This is a genomic window from Pararhizobium sp. IMCC21322, assembly GCF_030758295.1.
Taxonomy (GTDB): domain Bacteria; phylum Pseudomonadota; class Alphaproteobacteria; order Rhizobiales.
Genome location: NZ_CP132335.1, coordinates 1,629,308 through 1,648,443 on the forward strand (window position 1 = coordinate 1,629,308; position 19,136 = coordinate 1,648,443).

A 19,136-nucleotide genomic window follows, 5' to 3' on the forward strand; every position below is an offset into this window, starting at 1 on the left:
ACCGGGTCCAGGCGATCGCGATGATACACATCAAAAGCGAGCAGATATGACCAGCGGCACCATTACGCGCGTCAATTTCGATCAGACGCGACACAAGCTCCTGACAGAACAGCAGATGCGCGACACCGAACAGCGCGCTATGGCATCCGGTCATGTAACCGGCTTATCCATGATGGAAACTGCCGGGTGCGGTGTGGTGGATGCCCTGTTGCAGTCCCATCCGCAATTTGGGGAGACCGGAAACAGCGCGGCAGTGTTGTGCGGCCCGGGCAACAATGGTGGCGATGGTTATGTCATTGCACGGTGCTTGCACCAGCTTGGTTGGAAAGTTACCGTCTTTCATTATGGCAATCCCGACAGGCTTCCCACTGACGCTGCAGAAAATGCACGATTATGGGCACAGCTTGACAGCACCCATCCTTTGTCTGACCTGACCGCGGCGGATGTTTCAGGCCAGGATGTTGTGATCGATGCCTTGTTCGGCACAGGCCTGACGCGTTCGCTTGGCACAGAAATTGTTACAAAACTGGATATGGTGGCGCAGCACGCCACAACCATTATCGCGGTGGATATGCCGTCCGGGGTGAGTGCTGACAGCGGAAAAATGCTCAAAAATGTGCAGGCAGAAACGCCCCCGGCAGCTACCGGCCCTCAATTGTCCTGGCCAAGTGTGAACCATATTATCACTTTTCAGCGCATGAAGCCCGGCCATCTCTTTTGGGTCGATGCGATGTCCCAACAGACAGGTGCCGACAAAACCGCTCCCATTCTTTCGATTGTCGATCTTGGTATCGAGGATTTTGAACCATCCAGTGGGCGCAAACCCGATGAGGCTGACCCCGATCACCCCATAAACACTGGCGGAATTCCCGCCGGACTGAACAAACCCAATCTCGCCCATAAATATCAGCACGGTCATGCGGTGGTATGTGCAGGCGGAAGTGGCCATGGCGGGGCAGGAAGGCTGGCTGCCAGGGCCGCGTTACGCGTTGGGGCCGGGGCTGTCACTCTGACCTGTCCATCCGCCGCACTGATGGAGAACGCTGCACAGCTTAATGCGATCATGCTGACACCAATTGCAACGGTGGCGGAGCTGGAAACCCTTCTCACGGACACCAGAAAAAACAGCCTCTGCCTGGGGCCAGGCATGGGGCGTGGTCAAAATACCAGATCGCTGGTTTGTGCAGCGCTCAAGAGCCAACGCCCGATTGTGCTGGATGCAGATGCCCTGACCAGCTTTGAAGAGGATCCATCAAGTCTGTTTGCCCGCCTGCATGAAAATGCAGTTCTGACCCCGCACAGCGGAGAGTTTGCACGCCTTTTCCCGGATCTTGTGAGAGTTGAAGAGGCCGCCGGAACCGACACAAACGGGAGTGGACTATCTGGAATCGAGAAAGCCCGCCAAGCCGCAAAAATGGCTGACTGTTGCATTCTGCTGAAAGGCGCTGTGACCATTATTGCCGCACCCGATGGCCGGACAGAACTCTCTGCAGCACTTGGCCAAAGACAGGTTCCCTGGCTTGCAACAGCAGGCGCAGGCGACGTTCTGGCCGGATTCATCACAGGTCTGATGGCGCGCGGTTTTGACCCCTTTGAGGCGGCAAGGGCCGGAACGTGGCTGCATGTGGAATGCGCCAGAATGTTCGGCCCCGGCCTTATTGCCGAAGACCTGCCGGACATGCTACCCCGCGTTCTCCAACAGATTGAAGCCGAAACGCAATAAAGTGACAAACCCATGAGCGATAACAAGATTACCCCTCTCAGAAAGCCGGTGCCGTGCCCCATCTGCAAGAAGCTGTCACACCGCGATAGCTATCCGTTTTGTTCCAAACATTGCGCCAATGTGGATCTGGGCCGTTGGTTCAACGGCAAATATGCAGTTCCAGTGATCGAGGAAGACCCCTCCAGCGACGAATTTGACATAGAAAACTAGAGCTGCCGGGCGGCATTTGGCCCTTAATCAACTTTTCCAAAAGGAACAAAAATCGCCACTGGACAGGTGTTTGTGACTTGCCTATAACCGCTCAGCAACATGATCAGCCCTTACCTCGGGGCTCCGCACTATAACGCAACAGCGCTGGCGGACGATCAGTATGCCCGGGTAGCTCAGGGGTAGAGCAGCGGATTGAAAATCCGCGTGTCGGTGGTTCAAATCCGCCCCCGGGCACCATTTTTCATAAATAATTACAATAGTTTGAAAGATTTTTGAATATAGTTTGCGATGTCAATGATTTGGCTGGGTTGCAAACAGGCAGCAAGTTTGTTTTTTGACTGTGACGATCAATCGATGGCCCGTTGATCTTGCAACTGTGCTGCCGAAAACAAATTTGAATTGTTTGGCTTAAGCCTTCTCAGAAAAATGTGCATATATAGAGAGTGCGCTTTCGAGGAATTATAAAAAATTGCTGTTGGGGCTTGTATTAGCCAAACATCAATCCCAGAATTATTCGGGCGAAAGTCTACGAACCGACAACAATCGAGCGGCCATCCTGAATTGGTGTACACGCTCATTCGATAAACGACGGGTCATTTGTTTGACCGCAACATAGGCCACTTTTGCTCAAATTGGTTGGTAGAGACCCACGTCCATTTCCCTCGGAAATTCCTGGTGAAACAGAAGTTTGCTACAGCTTGGCGATCAAATGGTTTGATTTTCAAGACCAGATTGACGGTTACGGTTTCTGATCAACTATGATCGTCCTCAGCCCAATTTTGGCAGCGGTACTTTCTATCTAACAGGCAAAATGATGGTTGATGTGTTTTGCTGCATGAGTTCGCGGAACGGGCGCATGCCGATTGTCTGGATTTCAAATTCATCCAGCCAGCCAGCGATCAGGCCATTACGCAGAGCCTCCGTCTCCTCCACCCGCCAATGTGCACGCGGCGGAACGATCGTTTCAATATCACCGGTGACGTTGGGGTGAAGGGCAAAAAATGTGATGCCAGGGTCCAACGCTTCGAGGATCTTTCGATAAGCAGCTGCACCTTCGCCTTTTGGAGCGCCAGGCGTCATGGCGAAATTGTCCACAAGCGGTTCCTGATTTTGTGCGCTTTGTGCGACAGCTGCGTCCCATTCTGCTTCACCGCCATGGGACTCCAGCTTGAGTACATCCCGATAGGTTTTGCCGTCGCGCGGAAGCAGCACTGGAAGATCGTATTCCCGGCCCAGACGAAGTGTGGTTTCTAAAAGTGGGGCGCATAGAGCTGCGCCCATATGCGTATCCAGATGAGTGACGTCAATCCCGGCACCGAGCGCGCGCTCTATTTGCGCCCGCATCTCGTCTTTGGCGGCGGCGGGATCAATCCGTTTTGCAAGTGCTGCAACGTTGCTGTGAAAATAACCCGCATCGTCCACCAGGCCTGAATCAGAACTGGCGCGGGTCAGCGGCCCCCAACGATAACTCGTCCATTCGCTGGTCAATGTCAGGTGGACGCCCAGATCAAGTGTGTCGTCGCCTGCAGCTTCGCTGGCAATCTCAGGAAACCATGGGCACGGCACCATAACCGAACCGCAGTTCAGCGCCTCAGAACGCGACAGTTCGAGAAACGCGACATTGGCACCGTGACACATTCCCACATCGTCAGCATGCAGCAGGACGGCAGGATGATCGGGGTTCAGTCCCAGAGCCTGCATGGTCTCTGATCGGTTCATCTGCACATTCCCCTTCTTAGGTTTGTAATCTGATCGGTAGCACCCTTACTTTGTCTCGGTGGTGTGCTGTTGCCCCGGTGTGGAGCGCAGACGGGCGACAGTTTCCGGGTGCGCCGATTGCAGTCGTGCGGGGGGCAGACCGGAAAGCAAAAGGCCAGCATCATCCGCCACCATCTCTCCGATCCTTAGAAAAGCTTCTTTGATGCCGCCAGCGCGGTGCGCTGAAAGGATCATATGATCATGCCTACGCACTGGATCATCAGGAGACACGGGCTCTTGCGGGAAAACATCGGTTGCCGCCCGGAAGCGCCCCTCACGAGAGGCTTCCAGAAAGGCATCCCAATCCACGATGGGGGCACGCGACATGAGCAGGAAAGCGGCTCCGCCAGGTATCAGTGCAAGTTGTTCTGCGCCGATCATTCCGTAGTTTTCTTCGGTCACCCCGGCGAGGACAAATGTCACTTTTGATTTCGATAAGACACCCTCAAGTGAATCAGGAACCAGACCGTGTTCACGCAATGCGCCTGGTGGCACCCAAGGATCGAACACCCGGATCGTTGGCCTGAAAGGTTGCAAAAGAGGTAGCAGCGAACGGCCCAAATGGCCGAAGCCAACAAAGCCCATATCCGCTCCGGTCAGGAGAAACGATCCGGCATTATCTGCCTTCCCATAACCCTCTCGTCCGGCGCGAAAAGCCCGGTCAGCGCGGGTAATACCGCGTGCGGCGTCGATGGCCATGCCCAGCGCCATTTCCGCTACGGGCAGAGAGAAGGCCGGACCTATTCCCAACACGCGAATTCCGCGCGCAAAGGCAATCTTGTAGTCGACATTGGGATAGAAATTGCCTTCAACGTTAATGATCGCCCGAAGTGGTTCGGCGCGTTCTAGTCGTTCGGCGGGCAGGTCTGTCTGCCCTATGATCAGGGAAGCTTGGGGCAAATATTCGTCAACCAAGGCGTCGTCCATACGCCCGGCACCTTCATGTGAGATCACACGACCCAGAGAATTCAGCCGTTTCCAATCTTCGGCACTGAAAATTAGTTCGCGGCTTCGCGGCGAGGGATCGAAGATGATGACAGGCTGACTCAAAATTATTGCTCCGCGACCAGTTTCAAGGGTTCTTTCAAGACGAGTTCCTGTCCTTTGAAATAGAGCCTGTATTCACGAGATGACGTTTCACCAACCCCCGGCTTTTCTGCAGCCAGATAGAGTCTATAGACGTCCTGGTTTTCGAATTTGAACTGTCCGTCTTCATCGGTTTCCGCTGTTCCCTTTGGGCGCGTGACGAGCAGCGTTCGTTCAGACAGGCTCACAATTGCTCCGGTTACCGGAGCCCCGTCGGGACCTATGACCCGACCAGCGATGAGCCCGGTATTATTGGCTTCAACGTAGATATTCCAGAACGCGATCAGCACCGCAAGCATGCCGAAGGTGATCGAAAAACGATTAAAAAGCCAGCGGCGTACCATAGCGCTTACCCCTTCGTCGCGCCGGAGGTGAGGCCAGTAATGAATTCCTTTTGCGCCAGAAGGAAGATCAGCAGTCCGGGCACAAGGACCATTACGCAGAAAGCATAGAGCGCGCCGGTCGTGTCCTCTACCACACTCAGGAATCGTGAAAGCCCGAGTGGTAGCGTTTGCATCTCGGCATCGCGCACAATCACCAGCGGCCACAGGAAGCTGTTCCATGACCAGATAAAGGACAGAATGACATTGGTAGCGATTGCAGGTTTTGTGAGCGGCATGATGATGCGGAAGACGATCATCCATTCCGGCACACCATCAATCCGGGCAGCATCAATCAGGCTTTTCGGTATGGCCTCAAAGGCCGCCTTGAAGATGAAGATGCAGACGATAGTCGACATCAGCGGCAGCGCCATGCCGATGTATGAGTTCAGGATGCCCAATTTGGCGGTAATCAGATAAGCGGGAATAATGGTCACTTGAAAGGGGATCATCATACAGCTCAAAAACAGCAGCACAGTTAGTTTTTTACCCGGAAACTCGCGGGTTAACGCATAGCCGGCAGTCGCGTTGAGAACAACATTTGCAATAACAACCAGCACCGAGACGACGACCGAATTGAAGAGATAGCGCACGAAAGGGATGGCGTACCACACATCAACATAGAAAAACGGCTGCGGGTTCTCCGGCAACAGAGCGGGCGGATAGGCAAAAATGTTTTCGCCCGTCAGGCTAGTCTTCAACACCCAATAGAAGGGGATGAGCATGATGGTCGAAACGATCATCAGCATGATGTGGACGGATAAGGTCGATCTTTTGCGCATGACTGCTTTAGCCTCCTGTCTTCACTGCACCCGCATCACCGCCTGCCAATCGGTTACCGATAAGAGCGAGCGCGAGGAAGAGAAGAAAATTCACCACAGTCATCGCTGCTGCATAGTCAAACTGCGATAACTTGAAGGCGGATGAGTAGATGTATGTGATGAGAAGATCAGTTGATCGTCCCGGCCCGCCGCCGGTCATGACGAAGATGAGATCGAAGGCGGTGAATGAGTTGATAATGCCGACCACGAAACACAGGAATAGAGACGGTCGCAGAAGCGGCATGGTAATGCGCCGGAATTGCTGCCAGCGGCTTGCTCCGTCAATTGAGGCAGCCTCATAGAGATTAGGCGGGATGCCCTGCAGACCCGTGAGCAGAATGATCATGTAGAAGCCAATCACTTGCCAGATTGACGCGACAATGACCGCAGGCAAGGCGTAGTCGAAACTCTCAAGAAACGGGATTCCCTGGTCTATGACGCCCAGCGAGAGGAGAATGTAGTTGATCAATCCGACCTTCTCGTTGAACAGCCATTGCCAGATGACACCCACGGCAACTGTCATGACGGGGTAGGAGATGAAGACGATTGTACGGTAGATGTTACGTCCCCGAACCGGGCTGTCCACCAGGATCGCGATGCCCAGGGCCAGGAAAATACCAATTGGCGCAGAGGCCATGAACAGAACGGTATTCCAGAGGACCTCCCGGAAGGCCTCGTCGTAGATCAGCATTTCCTCATAGTGGTACAGACCTGCGAATTCTGCCGGTTTGTAGGGCGACCAGTGCTGGAACGATAGAACACCGTTCCAGATAAGCGGAATGATCCGGTAGAGCGCAAAAATGAAAAGTGATGGTGCCAGAAAGACCCATACAAGGGTAAGTTCCCGGGTCCGTTTGCGCCCGGCGAAGGCGCGAAGCCCTCGCCGGACGTTAGAGTGTCCGGATGCAGATACGCCATCTACTTTGGTGGTATCATTGGACCCGGTGGCGGTGCTGGGAGACACCGCCATCTTTTTCGGCACTGAACCGACAGCCATTCGATTATCTGGTGTCATGGCCAGTGCCTCTTGCTGTGCTAGCGGCGTCGCAGGACGCGGTTAACCTTGCGTTCTGCATCAGCCAACGCTTCGGCAGCGCTTTTTTCACCAAGCAGGGCGGCCTGAAGCTCAGGATAGAAGACGTCCTTGACGGCCGCATCATTCGCCAAAGGCCAGTTTCCGGTCAGCTTGTCGAGGTTCTGCAACTGTGTTTCCAGCACTGGAACCACGGCAGGAACTTTCTCGGCGAACAACTTCATCAATTCTGCGTTTTCAATGCTGTCACCGGTCAAGTTGTTGGTTGCTGAACCCATCGCATAGGCACCTTTGCCACTGGTAGCGATCTTCATGAAATCCCATGCTTGCTCAGGATATTTTGACCCTTTGGAGAGCACCAGCGAGTGGGAGTTAGGGGTCGACATACCGCCTGGCATGTTGATTGCCTGAACTGTGTTTTCGTCAACCCAGTCCGACTTGCCCTTGAACCACAGGAAGGCAGGTGCGTGGGCATGAAGCATGCCTACAGTTCCGGCAGCAAAGGCACTGTTCGGCTCAACCCAGCGGCCCGTCCAGCTGAGCTTGTTAATAGCCCCACTTTTCGTTGCTTCCGCCAGACGTTCAACCAGCGCAACAGCTTCAGGTGTATTGAATGCCGCCTCCGTCAGGTCTTCATTTACGAACTCAATACCGTTCATCGCGAAAAGTGGCCAGTAGAGCCAATCGAAATTGAGGGTCATGAAGCCGGTTTTTTCGCCACCCGACATTTTCTCTGCCGCAGCCATCAAAGACTCAAAATCGCTGGGAGCTTCGGTGACGCCCGCTTCGTCCATCATCTTCTTGTTGAGGAAAAGCAGCGTCTTGGAAATGTAGAGCGGAACGCCGTAGTTCCTGCCTTCGTATTTCCAGCTGTTGATGACCTCGGGGATCATCCGTTCGGTGTAGTCCGTATCGCGCTCCAATAAAGGCGTCAGGTCAACAAGGCCACCTTGGGAAGCGTATTCCAGCCAAAGACCGCCTTGAATGTCAACAATGTCAGGTGGTGTGCCAGCCACGACCTGTGTCTGATAGAACGTGGGGATATCCGTCCCCTTCATATCGATCCGTTCGACTTCAAAATCAGGGTGCAGTTTTTTGAACTCATCGACCCAAAGCTGAAAGCCCTCTTGGTAGTAAGAGATATTCCAGGTAACGACAGTAATTTTCTTTTGCTCCTGCGCCACGGCCGGACCAAACAGGGCAAGCCCCAGCATGGCGGCGCCCGCGAGAGCCTTTGATAGAATATGCATTTAGATCTCCTCCTTTTTTATAACCACTCATTTTGCTGAAAGCCGTTGCGGGGTCATGCAACCCCCTGTCTCAACAATTCGATACGCGATCAGTCGAAGTTCAGCATGACCTCCTTACCTTCCGACAGAGAGCGTTCTGCTTCCAGGCAAACAAGTATGCGCTTGCGCGCATCCTCACCTGATACAATTGGACGTCCCTCGCGAAAGGCCTGCACGGAAAGCCGCAACTGCTCGTCAAGTTCAAACAACTCACCCGAAGCGCCAAGCTCAAGATTTTCCACAGGCTCGTCACCCGATTTGAGTTTTAGTTCGAATGAAGGCTGGCGCGTTCGATCCTGCGCACCCGACCACCAGGTCCGCAAAGAACCCTTTGTTCCAACGATTTCCATGACGTGATGATGTTCGAACCCTGAAAGGGACTGGGTCAGCACGGCATATTGTCCGTTTGGCCAGCGCATGATTGTGGTCAGATTATCAGCCATGGCCGCGCCGCCATTTGTGGCATCCCGATCACGGGCGTTTCCCGTCGCCATCAAAGAGACGGGATCTCCCAATTCTTCGAAATACCACATAATGCAATCATAGAAGTGGACCGGTTCTTCCAAAATCCATGAACCAACCTTGTCCGCATCGTAGCGCCATCCTCCAGACCCTCCGCGATAAGGAAATCTGAAAAGGCTCATGTGAGCATAAAGGGGTGTACCGATTGCGCCGTCATCCACGATCTTGCGAATGCGTCCCCACTGAGTAGACAGGCGTAATTCATGACCGATTGTGAGCACTTTGCCTGATCGTTTCGCCGCGTCAATCAGACGGTCGCAAGAAGCGACCGATAGGGCCATCGGCTTTTCAAGCAGAACGTGTTTGCCGGCATTCAGTGCAGCAACGCCGATTTCTTCGTGCAGATGGTTGGGCACGACGACATCGATTGCCTCGATTGCAGGATCGTTAATAAGTGCATCGGCATTGAGATGGATTTTGACGTCTGGAAATCGCTCACGTGCTTTCGCCGCTGTCGCTTCGCTTGAACAGGCAATGGCCGTTAGCTCTGCATCGGGTGCCTTGGCAATTGCCTCGGCGTGATGCTGTCCCCATAGCCCATAACCAACAAGACCGAACTTCACTTTGCTTTCCTCAACTTGATCCGAAGCCAATTCCGCACAAAAGAATCCTCAGAAATTTGAGCGTCTTGGCTGTCAAAAAAACCATACTTGATATTAATAGACCATATGTGGTTGTCTCTGACAAGCGGTCGTGGAAATTCCGCTGCATTGATGCCGCCGTGGTTCTTTACCCCACAGGTTGGTAGACCAGTTGATTGAAGGGGAGGGGAAGTTCCATGGCCACAATAGAGCTTAACAAGGTGATCAAGCGATACGGGGACGTCCAGGTCATCCATGGGGTTGATCTCTCAATCGCCGACAAGGAATTTGTGGTTTTGGTTGGGCCTTCTGGCTGCGGAAAGTCAACTTTGTTGCGCATGATCGCTGGTCTGGAAGACATATCAGACGGGACCATCTCAATCGGTGGCAGTGTCGTGAACGAAAAGGCGCCAAAGGAGCGTGACATCGCCATGGTGTTCCAGGACTACGCGCTCTACCCGCACCTGGATGTTTATCGAAACATGTCTTTCGCTCTTGAAGTGCGCCGCATGAAGGCAACCGAGATTCGCCGCCGGGTTGAGCGTGCCGCAAAAATTCTCAATCTTGAAGAGCTGTTTGATCGTAAGCCGGCACAATTGTCCGGGGGACAACGCCAGCGTGTAGCCATGGGCCGCGCTATGGTTCGCGAGCCTGTAGCATTCCTGTTTGATGAGCCGCTCTCGAATTTGGACGCAAAGCTGCGCGGCGAAATGCGCACCGAAATCAGGAAGCTGCATCAGGAGGTGCAGAAGACCATTGTCTATGTGACCCACGATCAGGTGGAAGCCATGACACTTGCTGAGCGCATTGTGGTGATGCGCAGCGGGTATGTGGAACAGATTGGTACGCCCAATGAAGTTTATAACCACCCCGCGACGCTGTTTGTTGGTGGTTTTATCGGAGCGCCTCGGATGAACCAGCTACCTTGTGTTTATGATCCCAAAAATGGCGGCAAACTCTCAATTGCAGGCGGTCCGGACATCTCTGTTCCGACCCACCTCACTGAGGCCACTTCGGGACTTGAGGGGCGTCGGCTGGTGTTGGGAATACGTCCCGAGGCCTTCATTTTGGCCAAGGCTGACAGCACTGCGGACGCGTTTACGGCGAAGATAGATTTCCTCGAACCGCTCGGTTCCGACACACTTGTATTCTTGCACGTTGGGGATGTTGAAGTGATCGCGCGCCTTCCACCGCTTGAACATCTTAGGGAAGGCAACGAAATTACGCTCGCTCTGGATTCACCTAAACTGCATCTCTTCGACGCAGACACCGAACAGGCCATCACGAAGTCTTCACCAGTTGCAGCGACATGAACCAGGAAACGAAAGCGGATGTTTTGCCGCTTCTTATCCCCAAGGATATGGTTGGCGTTGGCTCGCCGATCCCGCTGGAGACAGTACCTGATCCAGCCGCTCTGACCGAGCGTTTCGCCAAAGATCTTATGTCCGAATATCTGGCAGCTAAAGCGTCGGGCAGGGACAAAATTGTCTTTATCGTTCCGGTTGGACCCGTGGGACAGTTCGAGCAATGGGCAGACAGGTGCAACGCTGAAAAGATCAGTTTACGCGATCTCGTCGTTATCAATATGGATGAGTATTTGAAACCCGACGGAAGCGGCTTCATTTCCATTGATGATCCTCTTAGTTTCCGGCGTCACATGGACCAAAAATTCTACAATCGCCTTGACCCGGAGCTGGCCCCGCCATTGGAAGCGCGCCATTTCCCCAATCCCTTACACCCCGAACAGACCGGCGAACTGATCGCCACACATGGTGGTGTTGATGCGTGTTTTGGGGGCGTTGGTATCACCGGCCATGTGGCCTTCAATGACCCGCCGGAACCTGGAAAGCCGATGGATCTGGACGAATTTGCCGATCTGCCCACACGTTGTGTTGAGCTGTCTCGGGAAACACGCCTGATCAATTCAGTCACAGTCTGTCGAGGTAATCTGTCGCGCATACCGCGCAAAGCTATCACGGTTGGTATGCGTGAAATTCTCAACTCTCGTCATGTGCGGATCTACATGAACAGACAATGGCAGTGTGCGGTTGTGCGCCAGTTGCTACACGGTCCGGTTACGCCGGACGTGCCTGCTTCTCTCCTTCAGCGGCATAAGGATGTTCGGGTTGTTGCGGTCGATTTGGTCAGGGAAGTACCAGAGCCGACCCTGGCGTGAGATCCGAACGGGCTTGGACAAACGCCCGTATTTGAAAATACAATGCTATATATGGTAGAGGCAGAATAATTATTGAAATCTGAAATGGCACGTTTTATGGATTCATCTCAACCAGTACTGCGCACGCTCAAGGTACTGCAACAATTCACGCAGCCAAGTCATGATGGAATGACTTTGACGGAAATCGCACGGGCATGCGCGATTGCACCCGCTACACTTGGCCGGATTGTTAAAACCCTTGAGGCGGAGGGTTATATCGAGCAGGTTGAGCGAGGCCGCTACCGGGCAAATTTCGAAATTCGTAAAGTTCTGGACATGCCGAGCCATTATCTTTCACGTTTGGCCCGCGTTCTCGATCATCTCGTCGATGAGACACGGCAGTCATCTGAAGTGATACTGCGAAGCCATGGTGATCTCGTATGGCACGCCAAGCGCGAGCATCCCGATCTGGCTATCATCATTCGTGCGCGGCCAGGTTTTCGGCGCGGGCTTCACGAATTGGATGCACTTTCACGCCTGTTTCTGTCCGCACTTGGTTTGGACGAGGTGCGCGCGCGCTTTAACCTGGATGGGTTTGTGGCGACCGGAGGTGAAGATCAGCCTATTTCAGCGGCAAAGGTTTGCGCTTTGATCGAAGCAACGGATCCAAACGGCATTGCTTACGATGTCCAGGGCAATGAACACGGCGTGCGGCGTTTCTGCCGCCTCGTTTACGGTGTCGACGGGGTCCCCCTGCACGCGATTTCCATCGCAGAAGCGGCGCGTATGAATATTGATATTCAGTTGCACATTGCCCGCAACACGCAACTGCTGGAGCGATATGGTGACGTCCTTGCCGAAGCTGCACGAGCAACGCTTGCTGATCCCGTATCCTCTTCTTCCCAATCCCAAGATGATCTTCAACAATTATGGAGAGCATGAATTGGCGTGGGGTTTGTTAGACAGCTGTGAAGCTGGTTTTCGCTACGGCTTCCTGACCAATCAACTGGTCGATGTTGGCATAAGCGATGCTGATGAGATGTGTGATTTCTGGAGTGAGGGCGGTTTCGATACACTTGAGATCGGCCCCACGTTTGATTTATCTGATGAGGCATTGCGTGGTTTTGAAAGCCGGGGGGTGAAGATCTCCGATCTCATCTACTGCCGCAATACATTGGCTGCCAATACTTCCGACCGTGAAACGGTTCTCGAAAAACTGCGTCAGCGTATCGAATGGGCTGACCGGTTTGGCATCCCCATGGTCACGACGTCTGCTGGTTTCCCCGGTCGTTCGGACAACAAGCAGACTTACGACCGGTATGAAGCCATTCGGCCTTTGCCTGCTGCTGCCATTGACGAATGGGTCCGTGTCTTTACGCCGCTGGTCGAATTAGCAGAATCCAAAGGCGTCAAACTTGCCTTCGAAAACTGCCCATTGATGCAAAACTGGGCCATCGCGCCGGATTTGTGGGCGTCGATGTTTGAACGGATCGACTCAAAACAACTCGGGCTGGTTTATGATCCTTCCCATCTGCTGTGGCAGATGATCGACCCATATGAACCGCTTGAAGAGTTCGCTGACCGAATTTTTGCAATCCACGCAAAAGACACTCAAATCGATCATGAGCGGCTGGCCCGATGCGGTATCCTGTCGGATTTCAGCTGGTGGAGCTATCGTATTCCAGGTCGAGGTCAGCTCGATTGGTCCCGTTTCATGGAAAAGCTGCTCGATATCGGTTTCGACGGCCCCATCACCATTGAACACGAGGACGCGGATTTTTCAGGTTCTGCCAAGGACGTCAAGGCGGGCATTCTGCAAGGACTGGCTCATCTCAGACATGCGGAAAAACAAGCGCGAAGCCAACGCGCAAAACTGAGCCAGCTGCAAGAGAGTTGATGTCACCGAACAGTCAGTTCGATTGACGGACACGTCTTGCGGCTCATTGATGGAGGAAGCCTGATGGGTGCCGACGGTCGAAAATTGAAGATGGGTATGGTCGGTGGCGGGGCAGGCGCATTCATTGGCCATGTTCACCGCCGGGCAGCCGAACTGGATGGCGAAATCGAGCTCGTGGCGGGGGCGTTTTCCTCTCAACCCGAGAAGGCACAAAAATCCGCACAGGAACTGGGGTTGGACCCGGAGCGCAGTTATCTGGACTGGTCCCAGATGATGATTTCGGAAGGGACAAGACCGGTCGACGACAGGCTGGATTTGGTTGCCATAGTAACGCCCAATCATCTTCATTTTCCGGTCGCGAAGGCGGCAATCGAAGCTGGCTTCCATGTCATGTGTGAAAAACCGATGGTGCGCACAATCGAGGAGGCGGAGACGCTTTGCAGCTTGCTGGAGGAACGGCAGGTGTTTTTCGGGCTATGCCATACCTACACGGGCTATCCCATGATCAGGCAGGCACGTGCCCTTGTGCAAAACGGAAGGCTGGGACGCATCAACCGTGTCGTTGTCAACTATACGCACGGCAACATGGTTGGCGTTGCGGCAAATGAAATGCGCCGGCGTTGGCGCGCCGATCCTGAAAAATCCGGTATATCCAATGCGATGGGCGATATTGGAACCCATTGTCATAACTTGATTAGCTTTATTACCAACCTGTCCCAATCTGAGATCTGTGCCGATCTGCATGCCGCGCAACCAGGTGAATTGGACAATGAAGGGACTGTTCTCGTTAATTTCGAGGGCGGCGCGAAAGGGTTGATCCACGTCTCGCAACTATGTGTTGGCGACGTGAATAATTTGTGGATCAAGGTCCACGGTGATGAAGGCTCGATAGAGTGGAAGCAGACAGAGCCAGAGACCCTCTGGTTTCGTCAGGCTGGAAAACCAGCCAGCATGATAAACCGCGGTTTTGGCGATCTATCCGAGGAAGCCAGTCGGGCAAGCCGCCTTCCGCCCGGCCATCCCGAAGGGTTCATAGAGGCATTCGCTACGCTCTACGCCGATTTCGCAAAAGCGATACGGTCTGACGATCGCAGCATGTGTCTGGTGCCGGACCAGAAAGATGGCATGCGCGGGATTCGCTTCGTGCATGATTGTGTTGCAGCAAGCCAAAGCCCAACGAAATGGCACGCCATCGCAATTGAGCAGGCGGTCACGTTACCAAAAGAGAATGGAAAGCAGACATGACGAAGCGACCAAACATTCTATTCATCATGTCAGATGACCACGCAGCCAATGCCATCAGTTGCTACGGGTCTGGTCTTAACCACACACCAAACCTTGACCGCATCGCAACACAAGGAATGCGGCTGGACCATTGCTATGTGACCAACTCGATCTGCACACCAAGCCGCGCCTCAATTCTCACGGGCACCTATAATCACGTCAATGGGGTGACAACCCTTGAAACGCCGATCAATACGAATGCACCTAATGTGGCGAAGCACCTGCAAGCAGGCGGTTACCAGACTGCAATTGTCGGCAAGTGGCATCTGGGCGAGGGTGCGGCGCACCAGCCTTCCGGTTTCGACTTCTGGTCCGTGCTGCCGGGTCAAGGAGAATATTTTGATCCCTACATGATTGAAATGGGAGAAGAGGTCGAGCTTGATGGCTACGCCACAGATCTCATCACCGACAAGTGCCTCGACTGGATGAAAGCGCGCGACAGGGATCGCCCATTCTTCATGATGTGCCATCACAAAGCGCCACATCGAAGCTGGGAGCCTCATTCTCGACATAAGGACTTGTATCAGGACGAAATAGCTCTGCCGGAAACATTCAACGACGATTACAAAAACCGGGCGAAGGCCGCCGCCGCCGCAACAATGCGTATTCGCGAGGATTTGTCCTATCAGGATCTGGGTTTGGTACAGCCCGAGGGCGGCAATGAAGTGGGACGGCGTTCGGCACCCGGTTCAACGAACCGGCTCATTCCTTTTTCAGAAGATGTCACGGGGTTGCGTCTGATCGACAAGGATACAGGGGAGACCTTCACCTTTTCCAGTCAGGACGAACTCGCTCATTTCAAGTATCAGCGCTATTTAAGGCGCTACCTTCAAACCATTGCGTCTATTGACGAGAATGTGGGCCGACTACTGGATTATCTGGATGAAGACGGCATAGCCGAGGATACAATCGTCATTTACACCTCTGACCAGGGCTTTTTCCTTGGTGAGCATGGCTGGTTCGACAAACGTTTCATGTACGAAGAATCTTTCCAGATGCCATTTTTGGTTCGTTATCCTCGGGCCATTCAGGCTGGATCAGACGCTTACAACATTGCCTGTAACGTTGACTTCGCACCGACATTTCTGGATTTCGCTGGTCTCAAGGTTCCAAACTATATGCAGGGACGCAGCCTACGACCGATCCTCACCGACAATGTGCCCGATGATTGGCCAGATACGGCGTATCATCGATACTGGATGCATCGCGATGCTGAACATAATGCCTATGCGCATTACGGCGTACGCGACCAGCGTTACAAGCTGATCTATTGGTACAATGAGGGGTTTGATCTGCCGGGAACGAACCAGGGCGGTCAGGACAGGGAGTGGGAGCTCTTTGATTGCGAGCGTGATCCTCTGGAACTCTTCAATCTACACGCTGACCCAGAATATTCGGACGTCGTGCGCGCTATGACCGTCAAGCTTGATGCCAAGATGGAGGAAATTGGTGACGTGCCCATGCATGGTGTACTGGAATGAGCAATCGGCAGAGGTTTCGTTCCAACGCAGCGTGCCAACCAAACTCCATATCCAGGCTCAGGACTCATTAAATCCACCATATGACGATAGCTGCAATGCATATGCTTGAAAAGAATGTGTGTGCGCATCTGTGGTATCGAGTTGCTACGCGTCGCCGGTCTTTAAGTCTGCCGAACATGTTTTCCACCTTGTGGCGTTCCTTGTAGAGGGTTTTGCTAAAACCGGCAGGAAGGTTGCGACCCTTTCGCGGTGGAATGCAGGGCGTTATTCCCTTGGCTTTCAGCGCAGCCTTAAACTCATCGCTGTCATACCCTTTGTCGCCGATCAGGTGGGATGCTTTCTCAGGAAACGCGGGACAAAGCAGTTTGGCGCCGATGTGATCGCTTAACTGGCCCTCACTCACGCCCATGATGATCGGACGTCCCTTGCCATCACAGACCGCATGCAGTTTGGAGTTCAATCCACCTTTTGTGCGGCCAATATGGCGGGGAACATCGCCTTTTTTAGCAAACTGCAGGCAGTTCGGTGGGCTTTCAGGTGGGTGGCATCAATCATAAGCGTATCAGGACTGCCCGCGTCGCTGACTAACGCACTGAAGATGCTATCAAAAACACCAGGTGGCTCCATCGGATGAAGCGATTGTATAGCGTCTTATGCGGCCCATGATCCGATGGTGCATCGCGCCAGCCGTTGGCCGGCAGACAAGCAAAGCGCAATCGAGAGGCGAAGCCCATTCTTGATCACAAAGATAATCCCTGACACCACCACCCGACGATCATCCACACGCGGCTCACCATGGGCCAAGGGAAAATACGGCTCGATCTTCGCCAACTGATCCTGCGAAAGCCAAAACAAGTCACTCATGATGAATCACAATTCAGCCAAAATGGGAATCCAGTCGATTAATAGGTCCTGACCCTAGGTGTGTAATTTGACACGGTTCAAATCCGCCCCCGGGCACCATTTTTCACAGTCTGTATTCTTTCCATGACCCGTATTCATTCGATGGCCTTTGTTTAATTTGATTTGCTTGCTGGCGGTTCTCCCTTGATCAACTCAGCTCAGCCAAGCAGCCCGCCAATCGCCTCTTTGGCATCCTTCAACAACTGGTCTCTGTCGGCATTTGACACCGCAATCCGTGCAAGTGATATCGTGCCGACAAGAAGACAGGCAATCGTATTAGCTTTGCTCATTGCGACCGACTCAGCGCCACCAATTGCATTTGCGATCAGCTGCGTTGTTGTTTTGAGCGCTTCGCTTGCCGATTGCCGTGCTGCGCCATCGGTGCGCGCAGCCTCACCGGACAGCGCTGCCAGTGGGCAGCCATTTGACAAATCATCCACATGCTCAACCGATAGATAAGTGCTGATATAGTTGTCCAGCGCTTTCAAACGCTCGGCCTGCGTCTCTGCCGCACGCATGGCTCGGGTCACATCCTGGGTGGCGAAATGAAACGCAGCGCCAACCAATTCATCTTTCGATTTGAAATGACGATAGAATCCACCATGGGTCAGCCCGGCAGAATTCATCACATCCGACACGCTTGTCGTCTCCAAACCTCCGGACCGCAGCAGGCGTGAAGCCTCTTCAATGATCCGATTGTGACTGCGTTCTTTTTCTGCGGCCGAAACCCTTGGCATCATTTTCTCCAAAATAAGCGCTTGACTCTATAGATGATATATAACATCTAATATTAAAGATTACCATAATCATCTAAATGGAGTGCCGCATGTCAAAGCCTCTTATTCTTGTTACATCTGCCTCTGGCAAGACGGGACTCCAGACCGCTCTCCAACTGCGCCAACAGGGGCTTCCGGTGCGTGCATTTATCCGCAGGCATGATCACAGATCAACATTGCTGGAACAGGCAGGCGCGGAGCTTTTTGTCGGCAACCAGTATTCCCTTTCGGACATGCGCCGGGCGATGCATGGCGTTCAACGCGCCTATCAATGTGCGCCGACCGCACCCAATGGCCTTCATTTCAACGCTGTGTTTGCCGCCGCTGCCTATGAAGCGGGCGTTGAACATGTCGTGACACTCAGCCAATGGCTTTCCAGCGTTGATCACCCATCCCTGTTCACCCGTGAGGTCTTCATCAGCGATATCCTGATGGCGATGCGGCCTGAAATGACGGTCACTACGGTCAATGTCGGCTGGTTTGCCGACAATTATCTGATGGTTCTGGATATGGCGGCGCATCTGGGCATCTTTGCGATGCCGCTTGGCGATGGAGCCGTGAAAAAGAACGCGCCGCCCTCCAATGCAGATGTTGCAAGCGTGGCAGTCGGCGCTCTCATGGACCCCGCAAGCCATGCCGGCAAAACCTACCGGCCCACCGGCCCGGTCCTCTTGTCACCCAATGATATTGCAGCGGCGATGGGGCGTGTTCTAGGTCGAGAGGTCAAATACCAAAACATCTCGGAAAGCATGATGCTCAAGGCTCTCAAAGCCCTGCCGCCGGACAATTATTCCGAAGCCGCCGTATCGCAACTCAAAATCTATGCTGATGAATATCGCAGAGGCACTTTTGCGGTGAATGCACCAACACAGCATGTCCTCAAAATTGGTGGGCGGGTGCCCGAAGATATTGAAACCATTATACGCCGTGAAGTTTCAGAGCGGACTGATTTAAAACCCGGTTTTGCGCGGACGGCGAAAGCCATGGTTGGATTTCTGAAGGTCCTGGCCACAACAGCACCAAATACAAGCGCCATTGAAGCCAGCAAGGATTTCGTCCAACTGGCCAGGTCGGAATTCTGCCAGGAGAGTGAATTTTGGCAGCAGACCCATCAACCGGAAAGTCAGGTGGAGCCAGAAAGTCAGATAAAGCCGGAAAGCCCGGCCCGAATGGCAGATTCAGCGGCCTGATAGCCAGTCTTTAAGCCGTTCCAGTAACCCTCAAACAGGAGACGCTT

Annotated in this window: 17 protein-coding genes, 1 tRNA gene and 1 pseudogene; 10 read left to right on the forward strand and 9 right to left on the reverse strand. The window is 53.5% G+C overall.

Annotated elements, in window-relative coordinates:
* Positions 1-46 precede the first annotated feature (46 nt).
* The 3 genes from RAL91_RS07880 (at position 47) to RAL91_RS07890 (ending at position 2,170) form a co-directional block, all read left to right on the forward strand.
* Positions 47-1,723 (forward strand): NAD(P)H-hydrate dehydratase, encoded by a 1,677-nt coding sequence (locus RAL91_RS07880; RefSeq protein WP_306261178.1) that lies wholly within the window; start codon positions 47-49, stop codon positions 1,721-1,723.
* Between the two features lie 12 nt (positions 1,724-1,735).
* Positions 1,736-1,933: a DNA gyrase inhibitor YacG gene (yacG, locus tag RAL91_RS07885; protein WP_306261179.1), complete on the forward strand. Its 198-nt coding sequence runs from the start codon at positions 1,736-1,738 to the stop codon at positions 1,931-1,933.
* A gap of 162 nt (positions 1,934-2,095) precedes the next feature.
* Positions 2,096-2,170 (forward strand) — tRNA-Phe (locus tag RAL91_RS07890).
* 558 nt (positions 2,171-2,728) lie between these two features.
* Here RAL91_RS07890 and RAL91_RS07895 read toward each other — a convergent pair.
* The 7 genes from RAL91_RS07895 to RAL91_RS07925 all read right to left on the reverse strand — a co-directional run bounded on the left by RAL91_RS07895 (position 2,729) and on the right by RAL91_RS07925 (position 9,385).
* Complete coding sequence (locus RAL91_RS07895; RefSeq protein ID WP_306261181.1) at positions 2,729-3,652, reverse strand: polysaccharide deacetylase family protein; 924 nt, start codon at positions 3,650-3,652, stop codon at positions 2,729-2,731.
* 45 nt (positions 3,653-3,697) lie between these two features.
* A complete protein-coding gene (locus RAL91_RS07900; protein WP_306261183.1) occupies positions 3,698-4,741 on the reverse strand; it encodes a hydroxyacid dehydrogenase in 1,044 nt (347 codons plus the stop codon).
* Between the two features lie 2 nt (positions 4,742-4,743).
* Positions 4,744-5,121 carry a carboxypeptidase-like regulatory domain-containing protein gene (locus RAL91_RS07905; RefSeq protein WP_306261185.1) on the reverse strand — a complete coding sequence of 126 codons (378 nt, stop codon included), beginning with the start codon at positions 5,119-5,121 and terminating at the stop codon, positions 4,744-4,746.
* A 5-nt stretch (positions 5,122-5,126) separates the two neighbouring features.
* Positions 5,127-5,939: a carbohydrate ABC transporter permease gene (locus RAL91_RS07910; protein WP_306261187.1), complete on the reverse strand. Its 813-nt coding sequence runs from the start codon at positions 5,937-5,939 to the stop codon at positions 5,127-5,129.
* A gap of 7 nt (positions 5,940-5,946) precedes the next feature.
* Entirely contained in the window at positions 5,947-6,993 is a 1,047-nt protein-coding gene (locus RAL91_RS07915) for a carbohydrate ABC transporter permease (protein WP_306261189.1), read from the reverse strand.
* A gap of 20 nt (positions 6,994-7,013) precedes the next feature.
* Positions 7,014-8,261, reverse strand: a complete 1,248-nt coding sequence (locus RAL91_RS07920) for an ABC transporter substrate-binding protein (protein ID WP_306261191.1) — start codon at positions 8,259-8,261, stop codon at positions 7,014-7,016.
* 89 nt (positions 8,262-8,350) lie between these two features.
* The gene (locus RAL91_RS07925; protein WP_306261193.1) at positions 8,351-9,385 is read right to left on the reverse strand and encodes a Gfo/Idh/MocA family protein; all 1,035 of its coding nucleotides are present in this window, start codon (positions 9,383-9,385) and stop codon (positions 8,351-8,353) included.
* Between the two features lie 215 nt (positions 9,386-9,600).
* On the opposite strand from RAL91_RS07925, the gene RAL91_RS07930 reads away from it, so the two are divergent.
* The 6 genes from RAL91_RS07930 (at position 9,601) to RAL91_RS07955 (ending at position 16,220) form a co-directional block, all read left to right on the forward strand.
* A complete protein-coding gene (locus tag RAL91_RS07930; protein WP_306261194.1) occupies positions 9,601-10,716 on the forward strand; it encodes an ABC transporter ATP-binding protein in 1,116 nt (371 codons plus the stop codon).
* A complete protein-coding gene (locus RAL91_RS07935) occupies positions 10,713-11,579 on the forward strand; it encodes a glucosamine-6-phosphate isomerase (protein ID WP_306261196.1) in 867 nt (288 codons plus the stop codon). Before RAL91_RS07930 ends, RAL91_RS07935 begins: the two co-directional genes overlap by 4 nt.
* 96 nt (positions 11,580-11,675) lie before the next feature.
* Positions 11,676-12,500 (forward strand): helix-turn-helix domain-containing protein, encoded by an 825-nt coding sequence (locus tag RAL91_RS07940; protein ID WP_306261198.1) that lies wholly within the window; start codon positions 11,676-11,678, stop codon positions 12,498-12,500.
* On the forward strand, positions 12,412-13,455 hold the full coding sequence (locus RAL91_RS07945; RefSeq protein WP_306261199.1) for a sugar phosphate isomerase/epimerase: 1,044 nt from the start codon (positions 12,412-12,414) through the stop codon (positions 13,453-13,455). The genes RAL91_RS07940 and RAL91_RS07945 overlap by 89 nt, the downstream gene beginning before the upstream one ends.
* Before the next feature lie 63 nt (positions 13,456-13,518).
* On the forward strand, positions 13,519-14,700 hold the full coding sequence (locus RAL91_RS07950; protein WP_306261200.1) for a Gfo/Idh/MocA family protein: 1,182 nt from the start codon (positions 13,519-13,521) through the stop codon (positions 14,698-14,700).
* A complete protein-coding gene (locus RAL91_RS07955) occupies positions 14,697-16,220 on the forward strand; it encodes a sulfatase (protein WP_306261202.1) in 1,524 nt (507 codons plus the stop codon). Before RAL91_RS07950 ends, RAL91_RS07955 begins: the two co-directional genes overlap by 4 nt.
* A gap of 67 nt (positions 16,221-16,287) precedes the next feature.
* Here the strand turns inward: RAL91_RS07955 and RAL91_RS07960 are convergent.
* Both RAL91_RS07960 and RAL91_RS07965 read right to left on the reverse strand, forming a co-directional pair.
* Positions 16,288-17,084: pseudogene (locus RAL91_RS07960) on the reverse strand (IS5 family transposase).
* Positions 17,085-17,281: 197 nt separating this feature from the next.
* Complete coding sequence (locus RAL91_RS07965; protein ID WP_306261204.1) at positions 17,282-17,860, reverse strand: TetR/AcrR family transcriptional regulator; 579 nt, start codon at positions 17,858-17,860, stop codon at positions 17,282-17,284.
* An 89-nt stretch (positions 17,861-17,949) separates the two neighbouring features.
* Here RAL91_RS07965 and RAL91_RS07970 point away from each other — a divergent pair, with 89 nt between their 5' ends.
* Positions 17,950-19,089, forward strand: coding sequence for an NmrA family NAD(P)-binding protein (locus RAL91_RS07970; protein WP_306261206.1), 1,140 nt, complete (start codon positions 17,950-17,952; stop codon positions 19,087-19,089).
* Positions 19,090-19,136 lie beyond the last annotated feature (47 nt).

Excerpts from the sequence above, each read along its gene's own strand:
- yacG (WP_306261179.1), top strand. The coding sequence starts at position 1,736 with ATGAGCGATAACAAGATTACCCCTCTCAGAAAGCCGGTGCCGTGCCCC.
- RAL91_RS07905 (WP_306261185.1), bottom strand. The coding sequence starts at position 5,121 with ATGGTACGCCGCTGGCTTTTTAATCGTTTTTCGATCACCTTCGGCATG.
- RAL91_RS07935 (WP_306261196.1), top strand. The coding sequence starts at position 10,713 with ATGAACCAGGAAACGAAAGCGGATGTTTTGCCGCTTCTTATCCCCAAG.
- RAL91_RS07970 (WP_306261206.1), top strand. The coding sequence starts at position 17,950 with ATGTCAAAGCCTCTTATTCTTGTTACATCTGCCTCTGGCAAGACGGGA.
- RAL91_RS07930 (WP_306261194.1), top strand. The coding sequence starts at position 9,601 with ATGGCCACAATAGAGCTTAACAAGGTGATCAAGCGATACGGGGACGTC.
- RAL91_RS07965 (WP_306261204.1), bottom strand. The coding sequence starts at position 17,860 with ATGCCAAGGGTTTCGGCCGCAGAAAAAGAACGCAGTCACAATCGGATC.
- RAL91_RS07950 (WP_306261200.1), top strand. The coding sequence starts at position 13,519 with ATGGGTGCCGACGGTCGAAAATTGAAGATGGGTATGGTCGGTGGCGGG.
- RAL91_RS07940 (WP_306261198.1), top strand. The coding sequence starts at position 11,676 with ATGGATTCATCTCAACCAGTACTGCGCACGCTCAAGGTACTGCAACAA.
- RAL91_RS07915 (WP_306261189.1), bottom strand. The coding sequence starts at position 6,993 with ATGACACCAGATAATCGAATGGCTGTCGGTTCAGTGCCGAAAAAGATG.
- RAL91_RS07880 (WP_306261178.1), top strand. The coding sequence starts at position 47 with ATGACCAGCGGCACCATTACGCGCGTCAATTTCGATCAGACGCGACAC.
- RAL91_RS07910 (WP_306261187.1), bottom strand. The coding sequence starts at position 5,939 with ATGCGCAAAAGATCGACCTTATCCGTCCACATCATGCTGATGATCGTT.
- RAL91_RS07895 (WP_306261181.1), bottom strand. The coding sequence starts at position 3,652 with ATGAACCGATCAGAGACCATGCAGGCTCTGGGACTGAACCCCGATCAT.
- RAL91_RS07955 (WP_306261202.1), top strand. The coding sequence starts at position 14,697 with ATGACGAAGCGACCAAACATTCTATTCATCATGTCAGATGACCACGCA.
- RAL91_RS07920 (WP_306261191.1), bottom strand. The coding sequence starts at position 8,261 with ATGCATATTCTATCAAAGGCTCTCGCGGGCGCCGCCATGCTGGGGCTT.